Source organism: Promicromonospora umidemergens, from assembly GCF_024171995.1.
Taxonomy (GTDB): domain Bacteria; phylum Actinomycetota; class Actinomycetes; order Actinomycetales; family Cellulomonadaceae; genus Promicromonospora; species Promicromonospora umidemergens.
Map to the genome: position 1 here is coordinate 60,619 of NZ_JAMTCT010000016.1, position 13,779 is coordinate 74,397.

General features: G+C 65.4%; 11 protein-coding genes. 3 read left to right on the forward strand and 8 right to left on the reverse strand.

The window, feature by feature from the left end; translation table 11 throughout:
* Positions 1-78: 78 nt before the first annotated feature.
* The 6 genes from APR04_RS21440 to APR04_RS31350 all read right to left on the reverse strand — a co-directional run bounded on the left by APR04_RS21440 (position 79) and on the right by APR04_RS31350 (position 6,374).
* On the reverse strand, positions 79-1,281 hold the full coding sequence (locus APR04_RS21440) for a beta-1,3-glucanase family protein (protein ID WP_253874085.1): 1,203 nt from the start codon (positions 1,279-1,281) through the stop codon (positions 79-81).
* 579 nt (positions 1,282-1,860) lie between these two features.
* Positions 1,861-2,481 (reverse strand): hypothetical protein, encoded by a 621-nt coding sequence (locus APR04_RS21445; RefSeq protein WP_253874087.1) that lies wholly within the window; start codon positions 2,479-2,481, stop codon positions 1,861-1,863.
* Positions 2,482-2,966: 485 nt separating this feature from the next.
* Positions 2,967-3,299, reverse strand: a complete 333-nt coding sequence (locus tag APR04_RS21450) for a hypothetical protein (RefSeq protein WP_253874089.1) — start codon at positions 3,297-3,299, stop codon at positions 2,967-2,969.
* 199 nt (positions 3,300-3,498) lie between these two features.
* The gene (locus tag APR04_RS21455) at positions 3,499-4,983 is read right to left on the reverse strand and encodes an ApeA N-terminal domain 1-containing protein (protein WP_253874091.1); all 1,485 of its coding nucleotides are present in this window, start codon (positions 4,981-4,983) and stop codon (positions 3,499-3,501) included.
* A 58-nt stretch (positions 4,984-5,041) separates the two neighbouring features.
* Positions 5,042-6,067, reverse strand: a complete 1,026-nt coding sequence (locus APR04_RS21460) for a DUF4238 domain-containing protein (RefSeq protein WP_253874093.1) — start codon at positions 6,065-6,067, stop codon at positions 5,042-5,044.
* A 61-nt stretch (positions 6,068-6,128) separates the two neighbouring features.
* A complete protein-coding gene (locus tag APR04_RS31350) occupies positions 6,129-6,374 on the reverse strand; it encodes a DUF2188 domain-containing protein (protein WP_253874095.1) in 246 nt (81 codons plus the stop codon).
* 869 nt (positions 6,375-7,243) lie between these two features.
* Here APR04_RS31350 and APR04_RS21470 point away from each other — a divergent pair.
* The gene (locus tag APR04_RS21470) at positions 7,244-7,504 is read left to right on the forward strand and encodes an ABC transporter permease family protein (RefSeq protein ID WP_253874097.1); all 261 of its coding nucleotides are present in this window, start codon (positions 7,244-7,246) and stop codon (positions 7,502-7,504) included.
* Between the two features lie 113 nt (positions 7,505-7,617).
* On the opposite strand, the gene APR04_RS21475 is transcribed toward APR04_RS21470, so the two are convergent.
* Positions 7,618-8,490, reverse strand: a complete 873-nt coding sequence (locus APR04_RS21475; RefSeq protein ID WP_301312806.1) for a helix-turn-helix domain-containing protein — start codon at positions 8,488-8,490, stop codon at positions 7,618-7,620.
* Between the two features lie 385 nt (positions 8,491-8,875).
* Here APR04_RS21475 and APR04_RS21480 point away from each other — a divergent pair, with 385 nt between their 5' ends.
* Together APR04_RS21480 and APR04_RS21485 are read left to right on the forward strand one after the other, a co-directional pair.
* Positions 8,876-9,475: a hypothetical protein gene (locus tag APR04_RS21480; RefSeq protein WP_253874101.1), complete on the forward strand. Its 600-nt coding sequence runs from the start codon at positions 8,876-8,878 to the stop codon at positions 9,473-9,475.
* Between the two features lie 233 nt (positions 9,476-9,708).
* Positions 9,709-10,020 (forward strand): hypothetical protein, encoded by a 312-nt coding sequence (locus APR04_RS21485; protein ID WP_253874103.1) that lies wholly within the window; start codon positions 9,709-9,711, stop codon positions 10,018-10,020.
* Between the two features lie 82 nt (positions 10,021-10,102).
* On the opposite strand, the gene mobF is transcribed toward APR04_RS21485, so the two are convergent.
* Positions 10,103-13,612, reverse strand: a complete 3,510-nt coding sequence (gene mobF / locus APR04_RS21490; protein WP_253874105.1) for a MobF family relaxase — start codon at positions 13,610-13,612, stop codon at positions 10,103-10,105.
* Between the last annotated feature and the right edge of the window lie 167 nt (positions 13,613-13,779).

Here is a 13,779-nt window from a genome sequence, read left to right on the forward strand (position 1 = left end):
TCTCACCCTCGGCAGCACAGGAGGGCCCGGCCGCTGCGGCCGGGCCCTCCTGTGCTGCACGGATCGATCGACGCCGCGTCACCCGCCGATCGGTGTTGCCCTGCCCGTGAACGGGTCCAGCTGGATGAAGGCCTCGGTCGGGTCGCCGTCGTGCACGAGCGACTCCTGGTTGACGACGTCGTCGAACGCGAAGGCGTACGCCTTGCCGTCAGCCATCTGCTCGTGGATGTACTTGGCGTAGTAGTTGGTCACCGAGTCCTGATAGAAGCCGGCAGGGTCCTGGGTCGGCTGCGTGGTGCTGTCGAGCAGGGCCGACCGGTTGAAGCCCGCGCACAGCGTGCGCGCGATAGCCCCGACGTCGTCGTTAGGGGCTGCCAGGTCGCCGGCACACCCGAAGATCGACTCGCCCGACGGCTTGGGGAACGTAGCGATGACAGCGCCGGACGTGTCGGTGAACGTCATCGTGTCGCCCGATACGGTACCGAGGAACTTGGTGTCCGGCCGGTCGCCGTAGGGCACTACGGTCAGGGTCTCGCTGGAGTACTTGCTCCAGACCTGGTCGACGTAGTCCGACATGATGTTCGCGTCGATCTGGCCCGTGCCGACAGCGTGGCCGGGGGAGAGCACACGCAGCACCGAACCGTCAGGTGCGGTCTGCGCGAGACCGCCCCAGCCCTCCTGCTGGGACAGTGCCGAGACCACGTTGTCCCAGCCGTCCGGCTTGAGCATCCCGGTGTGCCGGAGCTCGCCGCTCGAGGAGCGCAGACCCGTCTGGTAGGGCGCGGAGAAGAAGTCGACCTGTGTGCTGTTGATCCACAGGCCGGAGTCGTTGAGCGTGTACTCCGTCCAGTTGAACAGGATGTCCCGGTTGGGATCGTCCGGGTTCTGTACGGCCGGCTGCACGAGCTGACCGTCGTTGACGATCTTGAAGTCCAGCTTGCTGCCGTACGAGAAGTAGACCCGGCCCGACAGCTTGGGCATCTGGATGGTGACGTCCTGCCCGTCGGCCGGGCCCGTGATCGACGCGTCCGGCGCCGGCTCAGGGACGGTTCCCGCGTCCGGCCAGGCGTGGAACACGCCCTCGGCGTCCGCGTAGCCGAGCTCGCCGCCGGACTCGCCGAGGACATAGATGAACACCTGGTCACCACGGCCCGAGTCGTTGGTGATGGTGAGCGGGATGGTGTCGGGGACTGCGGTGGCTGTCGGCATGGCGACCGCTGCGGCCGACAAGGCTGCGGTCAGCGCGGCGGCGGTGCCGATGAGTTTCCTGGTCAGGGACACGCGGTGCTCCTCGGATCACGAGGGGCCGGTCAGTTTGGGTGGTGCTGCCCCTCGCGTTCGAGGTTATGGAAGGAGTCCTGACTTGTCAGCACTCTGCGGGCGATTGCGGGTGAAAAAGCGCCGAAGCGGCCAAACATAGGGGAATCCCACAGGCCCGGCGTACGGGTTTTCGCTGAGCCGGTCGGTCCGACCACGGATACGACAGAAGCCCGGACGAATCCGGGCTTCTGTCGAGTGGTGGAGCCACCGGGACTCGAACCCGGAACCCCCTGCTGGTGGAGCGGGTTTCGACGCTCGCTCACAAGGCTGTCTTGAGTGGGCTGGTGTTAGCCCTGTTACTGGTGCAGAAACGGCTAGATTCCGCCATTCCTGCGCCGCTCGGGATCAGCCTGACACGGTTGGCATTCGTAGGCAAGCGTTGTCGCCCGTGGTCGTCCGAACCGTGTCATGTCGCGTGTCACGGGCGGCAATCGTGTCAGGAACCGTGTCAGCCTCGGCGGTTGGCTTAACGCGAGAAGTGAGCGGTGATCTCCGAACGGCGGATCGGCCGAGAGGAGACCACCACCCACTTCGGCGCTGCTAGGCGGCAGCCTGCCCGTCCTGGCCGACGTCGTTCAGGAGCTGGGCGAGGTCGTTCCCGGCCTCGTTCAACCACTCGTCGTAGACCGACAGGTCCCGCCCACGCGTGGTGTGCATGGTGGCGCGCTCGACGTCGACGAACGTGATCGTCTCGGACGGGTAGGCCCGCTGCACGATGCGCAGCACACCCAGAACGACGTGCAGGGGCAGCCGGCCCCGGTTGAACCGGACGTACAGGACCTCGAGCTCACCGTCGGGGTGCCGCTCGGCGCACAGCCTGGGAAGCCTGACGGTCAGGTCGCCGACCTGGACTGAGCGACCGGTCTGCCGCTCGTGTTCCAACCCGTCCCACCATGGGGCCAGCTGCACCCAGTTCCGCGCGGCGGCTGCGTACGGACCCTTCTTCTTGGCGTCCGTAGCGGCTGCGGCCGCGGCTGCCAGCGCCTGACCGTCGCGGGTCCCGCGACGGTCAGTGAGGAGTGCATTCTTGAGCTGGAGCCAGAAATCGGTCCAGTGGTGGTACCTGCCAGTTTCCTGGGCCAGCTTGCGGCCGACGCGCTCAGCCGAGGCCGGAGGAGCGCTGAGGTACTTCGTGAACTGGCTGATGTAGATCTCTGCCATGGGCGGTCGTTACTCCTAGAGTCACGACCGTGCTGCACTGAGTGACTGTCCCGAACATGCGGCCACTGGGTGAACGACGTCATTGAGTGTTTCAACACATGGCGTAACGGTTCACACCATCACTCAGCGCATGGCAGGATGATCAGAGTTCTCCCAAAGAACATCTGACGCCCTGCCGCACGGTCATCGTGGGTAGAGGTGTTGCACTCAGGCCAGGTGTTGGACGCACCTGGCCTTTGTGCTGCCGGAGGTGACTTACACGGGTGTGGTTCGTTCACCGCCAACAGGTAGGAGTCTAGATCGCTTTGCTGACATCCCCGAGTGCTGCGCGCCACATCTGGTGAGACGCTGCGCACACGTGTTTCAACAGGGGTGAGAGCCGTCGATCCTCGTCCACCTGCAACAAGCGTAGGAGGGTCCGCCACACGACCTCACGAATGTGGGCCATCTGCCCAGGTCAGAGCGTTGCTGGCGTAACAGGACCGTCAGTCGCGCCGGGCATAGCGCGCATCGTCGAGACAGTTCTCGCTGTCGATAGGACCGAAGTCGTCACCGATCCCGCGCGAGCGACTCAAGAGCCACAGCTGTTCGCGGGCACTACCACAAATTCGGCACGGCGTGGCTCTTGCGTAGACCACCCGCACAAGCTGGCGGCCGTACCACAACTCGCCCGGTGCTTCGAACCCGAAGTCCCTGAGGTTCGACGGGTCGCGCTCCAGCTCGCGACACACCTCCGGCGGCAGGTCAGCATCCTTGCGGGCCCGGTAGTCGGCCTGTCGACAGGCACGATCGCAGTATCGGGTGCCCTGGCGCAGCATCCCGGACAGGCCTGTGCCACATCGCAGGCAGCGCCGGATGGTCAAGGGAACAGTCGCCAACGCACAGCGGTGCGCTCCGGTTGGGAAGCCCACGGACCGCGGGCGGGCTCGTGGATCGGGCGCGGGACTTGGAATCGCGATGTGCGGAGAAGACACCGCCGGAGGTGGGACACGTGCGCGGTCGTCGTCGGGGCTGCGGTCAGGGCTCCTTCGTGGGCGCTGTCAGCCAATCCCTCGCCCCTCTGGCTGTATAACGCAGTTGTGGGTGGTTGTGGACGATCTCTCGTTGACGCTCGGCGGGCAGCCCGAGTTCGTTCAAAATGTTCAGGATCACCACAGCAGTGGTCACGTCCACGACAGCGATCAGCTCCTCGATGGAGTGATCGGGGGTTTGCCCTTCGTGGGCCAGGTCGTTTCGTCCCTTGGTCGTCCGACTTGCCCACCGGTCCACGTCAGGCACGAGCGAGGACATCGCCTCCTGGTCGGGACGTGCCGCGAGGGCGTACAACCGATCTCGCAATGTTGGGTCATTGCGGAGGGAGCTCCGGATGCGCCCCCGATGCTCTTCAGGCACTTGAGCCAACATCGCTTCGCGCATCGACTTGAAATCCGCCCTTGGAATCGGCGACTGGTCAATGCCGAGGCCACGGTGCAATACCTCGGCGGCCCCCACCGCAGTCAGCAGATTGCTTTCGACGTATTGTGCCGGCGCGTAGCGGAGGCCAAGGATCATGTTCGTCGCGGACTGAAGGCGCTCGTGCACTTCATACCAGCGAGGAATGACCTCCTCGAACGGGAGCGACTCACACGTGAAGAACACACGATGATGGTCCGTTGCCTTCGCGTCGTGTTTCCCGATCACGGCAGGCGAATAGATCACCTCGACGTTCCGCTCCGGCAGTTGCCTACCAGAGGCCGACTCACCGACGGCCTGAGCCAGCTTCAGCCGCAGCCAGATCACGCCGGCCGCATGGTGAGTGGCGAGTGCTATTAGATCCTGTATCAGCCGGGCAGAACTCATCGCGTCGCTCAGGGAAGTTGCCTCACGCGGGACGATTCGCATGTACGCCGTGTCGCGCATGCGTCCAACGGTCCCGCCCCGCCGGTAGTCGAAGAATGGCAGCGTATGACTGTGTGCAAGCACGAACTCGGTTCCGTCAACTTCGACCGACTGCGCCTCCACGGGCTCCACAGAGATCGTGCCGCTCCCATCGGGACGACCGCCGGGGGCCGAGAAAACCCCCTTGAAGACTGATGTTGCCGCCCAGAGCCCGAAGTTCTCCACCGACACCTCTATCTTGGAGAACGCTGCCTCGTCCTCACTGTCGACGTGCGCCCCAATGAGTGCCGTAGTCACTGTGATGGTCTGCTTGTCGGGAGACTTGACCCGCGCACCGTAGGTTCGCTTGCTGCTGCTCGGAACACAGCCGAGGAGACTAATCTCGCGCTGCTCGGCGGCACCGTGGATTACGTCCCACGTTCGACTCCCCTCATGAACCACTGCCAAGCCGTCGGCAAGAGTCGTCACGATGCGATCTTCGAACATGCCGATCAAAGAGAGAACCAAGCCTTCCTCAGGCTTATAGCGGAGAACGCCCGGCACCCGATTTTCAGGATCATCCGGCAACCACCACAGCCCAGCCCATTCGCCTGATTCATCGAGGTTCAGCGGGTCGTTGGCCACAGAATTTCCCCTTTCACGGGATCCAGATGTCCCGCCCTGGCGTCCCAGGATGCCACGCTCACGGCATCTCTCCGGCGCTGTCCGGCGGAAGCAAACCTGCGTCGAGCAATACCTGACGATCGCCGTCATCCATGAACCGCCACGGGTCCCCGCTCATCACGACTTCCTTGGTCCTCGGCTCCGGAAGTTCGAGGCCTTTTATGGGTCGGTCGGCGGGGTGGTGGTAAAGCATCTTGCGTGCGCTGTTCACCGTGCACGAGTTTGAGTAGAGCGCAGTCGCGGCCGAACCCGCGATTGCGCGGTCGTCGTGCAGGCTTGTGAGGTCTGGGTGCAGCGAGCTTCGAAGGTGCATGCTGAGCGACAACCGACGAGTCAGCGGGACGTGGATGGCGTCGGCATTCGCGATCCCGGTTCCCAAGCCCAGTTTCGTGAATCGCTCGTTCGGCACGACGAACACCGGGTGATCGCTCGTTGCGAGGCCCTTGTGCCGAAAAGTCGTCATCAACCACCAGCGATCAAGGATCAACTCAATTGCCTTGGGTAGCGCGTTCGCGATGTACTGCAGATGGTGGTTAGCGTGAACCGCAACCTGATACGGGTTCTCGAACAATGAAATCCACTCGCGGTTGACCGCCTCATCGTCTGTCGGAAGCCCTGCGGCGTCCAGCTCGTCTCGGAGTCGTCGACGGCCACCGAACATGATTTGGAGCTGGACTGCGCCAGTGCCGAGTTCCCCCATCGAGGTCCGTACCTGGCTTCCGCGCAGCGCCTGCAGTGCGATCCACCCGGCCATCGCGCCGCGTAGCTCTTCGGGCAGGGGCCACACTCCGTCATGCACGGCTCGCCAGGCTGGCGCTGCTGCTGCTTCGATCTCCCCGAACGCTTGCTCGGCGACGTCTGTGGTCAGCCCGTCGTGCCCGATCGCTGTGTAGTACTGGTTGTGCACCGACGCGTCGTTGATGCTCTGAGTGAAGGTCCGGTCGCCAGGGAGCACCACGGTTGTTACCTGCCCGACGTCGTCGGCGAAGTAACGAAGGTAGAACTTGGAAACGACATGGTGGCGACGCGCTTGCCGTTTCGTCACGTTCGCGCGGCCGTCCTTCGCGCCCGAGAGGGCGCCCCGAGACGAACCGCTCCCGTGCTCATTACTTCTTGTCGCGGGGTGGGTTGGGGTCGTTTCCCGGCGCAACAGTGTCCGAGTCGCGAATACGTCCGTCGCGACCATGGATGCGGACTTCCCCTCCGCCGGCGTTCCCGACGATCTCGCGCGCGCGGTCCACTGCCTGCGCCTGTGTGTCTGCGTGTGCACTCGCCCGCTTAGCTCCAGGCGCGACGACGTCCCAACCACCGTCCTTGCCCGGCACGACGTCACGTGCGTTGTCGTTGCCCATCGCTGTCCTCCCGCCTCTTGTGCATGAATGGCCACCACTACTCGCAGGTTTCAAGACTCCGCCGCCATTCGGCCGACGACCAGCCCGGGCGGCCAAGATCACCCATCTCGGGCGTCGAGTTCACCCAGGTAGCACCCGCTCAGGTGCTGGCCGGTACCGTCCGACCATGGATTGGGGTCTGATCGCGTCGTCCGCTGTGGCAGCGGGTGTTGTCAGTGCGGCCGTGAACGCGGCCTTCAACTGGGCTCAAAGACCCTTCGCACCTCTACACGGAGATCGAAGCCGAGCATGATGCTGCACTTGACGCCTTCCTTGAGGCAGCACGCAAGGAACTCGGTATCGACGACCTGTGACTCACCGCCGATCGGAGTGCAGGCCACCCGTACTGCTCCGCCGCAACCCTGCCGACCTGGGTGGCGGCCTTCTCGGCTCCGACCGACCCGCAATGGCACAACTTCGTCGACGCGTGGCGCGTCGCCGAGGTCCCCCGCTGCTGTGGTCGAGCCTCCTCCTGGTGATCGGCGTGGTCCCGGTCGTCGCGCTGTGCGCGACCACGGCCGGCTACACCCTCGGGCAGCTGCGCGTGGGGGGGTCGGGCATCGTCTTCGTCCTCATGGTCTTCAGCCTCACCCTGCCCAGAGCGCCCACGATCGTGCCGCTCTGCTACCAGCTCCAGGGCATGGGACTGCTCAACACCCGGATCGGCCTCATCCTCATCGGCACATTCACGCCCTTCGCGGTGTACTGGATGCGGCGCACTTCATCACCATGCCCAAGGAGCTCAACGAGGCGTCCGCCATCGACAGCGCCAACCGCTGGCAGCGTTCGCCCGCATCGAGGTACCGCTCGCGGTCCCGGCGATCACGTCCATGTGTCTGCTGCTGTTCCTGTGGAGGTGGAACGCCTTCCTGCAGGCCATCGTCCTGATCGACGACCCCAGCAAACGCACCATGGCCGGCGCCCTGCGGAACTTGGTTGGCCAGTACACGTCCGACGCCGTCCTACTCAACGCTGGCTCGCTGCTGGCTCCGACGATCGTGGTGTTCCTGATCTTCCAGCGGCACTTCGTCAAGGCGCTCATCACCGGTGCCGTCAAGGGGCGAGCACTAGCGCCAACGGATCAGTTGTGACGTACCGGCTTCGCACCTGATATGCCGGTCGCACGGTGACCTACCCGAATCGCATCAAGACCGCGCCACGGGGCCGATCCGCCATTGCTCCCATTCGTACCCGCGACGACGGCTCAATTGCTCGTCGACTCAGCGCCGTCCGACGTGGTAGTGAGACCGAAGGCCTTCTCCACCATCTCCGGCGTGACGTAGTCGTGAAGGTCAGGCAGCGGGACCGTCGGGTCGAACCAGTTCTCGAAGTTCCACGGCCCATCTTCCGACATGTAACGGCCGTCGTACATCAAGTCGATAATCCAGTCCGGTTCGACGATCGCGTCGTACCAGTCAGGCCACCCGTCGGTGTCCGCCCCGTACATGTCGGCGAAGACATCACCCTGTTCGAGAATGAGGCGTACGACAATGCCCTCTCCAACCGTCTGGGCAAGGCGGGGCATCATGATCGACTTAGCCGCCGGCGCCGTGCGGCGAAGCTGCTCGATCGTTGCCTTCAGCCTGAAGACGAAGTCGTAGTCGTACCGCACTAGCCACTGTTCTGGCAGGGCTCCATCAAGCCAGCTGTGGCCCAGTTCGCCGAGATGAGTCCCGCGGGGCCGTCGTGCCAGCTCCTCCAGGTCGCCCTTGATGTGATCCAGCAGAACGTCGGAACCCCAGGCGAAGGTCTTTGCCGCATCCAGGCCGAAGTTGAGTTCGAGGTCCTCCACATAGAGGCCGTCCTTCTTCGGGTCGTACTCTTTCCAGTCTTTGCCAAGCTCGTCATCATCAGGCTCGCCTGACGATGTGTCCGGTAGGACCGACCAGCGCAGTGCGCTACACACAGCGCGGACCTTGTCCTTGCGAATGTTCGATCCGGTCTCGTAGCGGCGCCATGTCTCGCTGCCGATGCCCGCGCGCTGGGCTGCGTCCTCAATGGACATGTCCAGCTCTTCCCGCCGGGTCCGGATCGCAGCGCCAAGCTCCGCTCCGCCAGCAACCGTTCTTGGTGGCATCTCAACTCCTTACTGATGCGTCAGAATGACATCAGTATACATAAGCGCCATCAGAGGCGAAGCAACGCCGCACGTCGCCGTCGCCGTCGCCGTCGTGGGGCAGCGCTATCGGCGCGCCCTTGCGGCGCCCTCAGATCAGTAAGGACCGAGTCGGCCAGAGGACCACCTTGTGGCTCAGTGCAGACTTCGCGGCCTAATCTGGCGAACACAGCGTGGTGGCCACTGCTCGGGTCACGGACCAGATGTGGTTCTCCGGCCCGGCCTACAACATCGCCTGCGGACGCTGCTCGCAACCGATGAGTGTTCGGCCTCTAGGAGATTGATCGGCGCGCTCAGGTTCCTGGCCGCGATAATCTCCCTGGCCGTGAGCCCTACGCTCCATGGCATGGATCCGACACTTCAAGCAGCATGGGTGGCCGTAGCCGGGACTCTGCTCGGTTCGCTGGTCGGGGGTGGCATCCAGACGTGGACCGGCCGCCGCGCGCTCGCGTCAACCCACGACGACGCTGCCGCACAACGCGGAGCGGCGGCCAACGCACTAGAAATGCAGTTGAGCGAGGAGCGGCTCCGGCGTTTGTGGTCTGAACGTCGCGCCCTGTACACCGCCGTCCTCGCCGAATCGGCTGCATGGGACACAGCGAACACGCACGCGCACTCCGAAAACCGGTACAACTTCGAGAACGCAGAGTCCATGCGGGATCCAGAGGAAGTAACACCGCAGGAGGCGGCGATACTTCGCTGCATGCCCGAGTTCAGGCGACTGGAACAGGAGGTGCACCTGATCGGCGGTACTGACGTGAGGGAAGCAATGGAGCCGGTACGTAGGGCACTCTACAAGGGCGCCGCAGCCGCCGCGGATTGTGCCCCCTCGTACGGAAACCCCGAATACATCAGGGCGCTCGATCTTCTTACGTTGGCCATGCGCCGCGAACTGATCGATCAGAGCGGCGCCGGACTGATGGTTCAAGTGTCTGCCAGTTCGTGAGAACACGCGAACTACCCGAACGGACAAACTGAAGCACCTGTCGACCAATATCAGCGCAGGGGACGTCGATGCCGGCTGCACAGCGGTGCCTCGCTACTGCGGTCTGTCGTGCTCTGCGACCCGAGATCGCGTGCAACCGCTTGGACACGCCACCCTGGAGCGTGCAGACCTGGGCGGATTTCACCTCGTGATCCGCGAGACCTGTGGCTGAGGTGCGGCGTAGCGTGGCACACGTGAACGATGACGAGTTGGTCGCCAGCATGATGCGCGTACTGGAGATCGACTTCCAGGTTGTCCAACACTTCGCGGAGGATGACACCGAGAGCGTCGCCCAATTCCGCCGGTGCGGGCGTCGCGCAATCCGGAACCTCGGCTACAAGGCTCGCACTCACCAGACCGATCCTGATCTTCGCGAAGATCGGCTCATCGTCGTGCACGCGATGATCGCCAACCGGAGCGACGACGACGACAAGCGTCTCGAAGAACGCGCCATACTGCTGGTACAGAGCATGCCATCGCCTTTCGATAGGCGCTCCGATCCGTAGCAATCGGTGCTGACGGCTCGACCAAGCTCGTTGCAGCAGCGCGGCCATGCAAGATCGATCAACCGTCAAGGCTTCGCCTCCGCTACATGCCGATACCCCGCGCCTGCTGGGTCGCGCCTGGCCGCCGTGCATGCATGGTCGGGGGTCGTGTCGCCCGACGCAGTGCCGCAGCAACGCGTGCGGCATCGACAGCTTGGGCATCAGTTGAAACCGGGTCGTTGCCGAGTGGTGCGCTGCTGGTGATGCCGTAGCGGTCGCGGTAGGCGGCGATCCTGCGTGCAGCGGTCTGCCAGGTGTGTCGGGCTCCAGTGTCGGCTGGTTCGGGGCCGAGCCCGGTGAGCCAGGGTTCATGGTCCCGCGTCGCGCGTTGGACAAGGTCGGTGATGCGTCGCTCGATCAACATCGCCCGCTGTTCCAGCGCCAACCGGTATTCGTCGGTCATCGGTCCGGCCGCTTCGGGGATGAGGCCGGCAATCCGGCGGGGTGCGGGTCGTTGGATGGTCAGCCCGTCGTAGCGGACGGGGTGTGCCGTGGCGCTGGCGAGGCGGTGGTGCAGGACGGCTGCGGGGTCGTCGGCGTCGTCCAGCCCACGCTGGGCCACCAGCCGGGGCAGTACCTGTTCGACATCGTGACCGTCGGCTTCAGCGCGACGCAGTTCGGCAGTGAGAGCTCCGAACGCGGGCGCGGTAATGACCTGGTCCGCGTCCTGGGCTGAGAGCCCGCACTGGTGGACCAGTCTGGTCCAGCGGTCACGTTGTGCAACTTCGGCCAGGGTTTCGTATTCGGCGGCGAGCTGCGCGACCGAGCCCCACCGCTCCGTCTCGTCCTTGCTGACCTGGGTGGCGGCCTTTTCGGCTCCGACCGTGCGGACGATCCCGGCCAGGATGCTCCGGGGTGTGTGGTCCTCGTGGTCGTCTGGCGTGATCTCCAGTGGGGTGTCGGTGATGACGTAGGCGGTGTTGGTCTCCCGTCCACGGGTCATACCGACGTACAGGTTCTCCCGCGTCATCCCCGGCCCGGCGATGAGGTGGCTCGTGTCCACCGTGAGCCCCTGCGCACGGTAGGTGGTCACGGCGTAGCCGAGGTCGAGGTGCTCCGCCGTGTACGCCGCGGGGAGCACGATCGTGTTGCCGTACTTGGCGTCCGGTCGGCGTACGACAACCGACCCGTCGTCGCGGACCCCAACAAGGGCCCACCGGTCGCCGTTGCGTACCCACGATCCGTTCCTGGTGCGAAGTCGGCGGTCGTTGCGCCGTGTGATGACCACGTCGCCGGCCGAGGCTTGGAGTCCGTCGGCGAGGCGGACGGACCGGCCGCGTTCGGTGGTTCCGGTCCGGAGTCGTTCGGTGCGGGCGCGTTCGTTGACGGCGCGGACGGTCTCGTTGTCCCCGGCGACCAGGACGGAGTCCTTGCCGTCTGCGAGGTCGTCCTGCCAAGCGGCATAAGCAGCCTCGACCATGGCCTGGGCGTCGCCGTCACGGACCCGGCCGTTCTCGAGGTACGCGTCAATGGCTTCGTCGTATCCGTGGCGTAGGGCAAGGGAGGCGTTTTTCTCCCACATGTGGGTGAACCGGTGTACCTCGGTCAGCTCTGGTGTCCCGTCTTCGGTCTGGCGGGCGGCGGTCAGGAGGGCGAAGGCTCCGCCGGCCTCGACGGCTTGGAGCTGGGCCGGGTCGCCGACCAGCAGCACCTTCGCCCCTACCTCCGAGGCGTGGGCCGTGATCCGGTCCAGGGTGAGGGTCCCGGCGAGCGTGGCTTCGTCGATGATGACCAACTGTCCCGCGCTGAACGCGGCGCCTTGCTGGACGTGGTCGTAGAGCCACTTGGCGGTGTTCTCGCACCCGATGCCCAGGTCGTCGGCCAGGACGGCTGCCGCAGCCGCCGACGGCGCCAACCCGACGACCGACCCTGCCCCGTGCTCCTGCTCCCAGGCGGCGCGCAGCGCGCGCATGGTCGTTGTCTTCCCGGTCCCGGCTGGGCCGACGAGCAGGTCCACCTGTCGTGCCGAGACCGCGACACGGGCGATGGCTTCGGCCTGCTCGCCCGAGACCGCCCTCGCCCGCTCGCCGGGGCCGTCCTTGGTGACGGCGTGGTCGACGGTGTCCAGGGTGATGGTCGGTGCGGTGCGGGCACTGGCCCGATCCATCAGGCGGGCCTCCGCGTCCAGCATGGCCTGTGAGGAGTACAGGGCCGAGTCCTTCGGCCGCAGGATGCTGGTCCCGTCCTCACGACGGAACTCGGCGGGCGTGGCGGCCAGGTCGGACGGCGTCAACCGCACCGACCCATCCTCGGCCCGGTCCGTGATCGCCGCCAGGACCGCCATCCGGTCCTCAGCGGTGACGAACCGCAGGGCCTTAGTCTGCCGGGTAGCTTCGGCGTACAGGTTCCAACGCCGCCACACCGGCTTCTTCTCCGAGACCGCGATCACGACCGTTTGGGCGAGGTGGTCGATGAGGTCCAGGGGGACGTCGCCGGCCCGCAGCATCCGCGGCGGCGTCCCTGACACGAGATCGCCCACCCACTTGGCGGGGTCGTGGCCCAACATCTCGGCAGTGCGGTGCCGCCACACCGTGGTCAGGTCGGCCAAGGAGTGGTGCGTCTTGTCCGGGCGGGTCTCCTTGCTGGCCCTCTGCCGGTACTTGTCGATCGTGCTCCGGCCGGGTCGGCGCCCGTACTTCTTGACGTGCTGCGCGATCAGCTCATCGGCGCGGGGGTTGATCTGCTCGGAACGCTGCGAGAACGCGGCCACCAGATCGTCGGGGACGCCCTTGATCGACCATCCGGGGTTGCGGCCCTGTCTTGCCCTGGCCCGCAGCTCCCATCCCACGCCCAGGGCGCGGGTCAGGTCGTCCATCACGATCGCTTCGTGCAGCTCCGACATCGCGACCGTCGCGGCGTGCAGACCCCGCCCGTCCAGGGACCGCCACTTCCCGTCCAGGAGCGTCTTAACCTTGTTGGAGACCACGACGTGGGTGTGCAGGTGCGGGTCGTTGGTCCGCGAGTCCCAGTGATCGAACGTCATCGCGATCAAACCGGTGACGCCGACCTGAGCGACCGCGCCGCCCTCCCCCGCCTCGCTCGTCGCGTTCCCGGCGACAGATGCACCGGTCCGAGTCGCGGCCAGCTCGCGTTCCGTAAACTCGAACACCTTGACCACAGCGGCACGGTGGATAGCCACGATCTGCTCCTGGACCCCGGCATCGGCCACACCCCACAACACCGAGGCCGACTTCGGCAAGGAGAACGTGAAGTCATAGCCCGCCACCGCACGCCGAGGCTTTCCGCCGTTGCCCTTCCCGTAGACCGGGTAGGCGCGGCCGAGCTGCTCGCCGGCAATCGGGTCCAGGCCCTTGCCCGCGAGCCGGGCCATCTGTTCCTCGGTCACCAGGTCGCCCACGAGCAGGCGGCCCAGCTCATCCGAACCCAGGCTCGCGACCCCTGCCCCCATCCACCGGCCCGGCGGCGTGCCAGTCTCGGTGTAGTACCGCGTCAGCGGGGTACCCATCGACCGGTCGCCGTCACCGGCCGCGACCGACTTCATGAAGTACGAGTACCCGTCCCCCGCCGACATCACGGCAATCGTCACAGTCATCCGCCGCACACCTCCTACAGCAGGAGGTGTCCCGCCCGCACCAACGGGCCAAGTTGCTCTAGGTGCCTCGATCTGCAAGAGGCGTGCTGGGATTTTGAGGGAGGGGTGCTGGGATTTTGAGGGAGGGGTCTGGCGGGCGAACTGGGATGGATTTGGGGGGTTAGCGG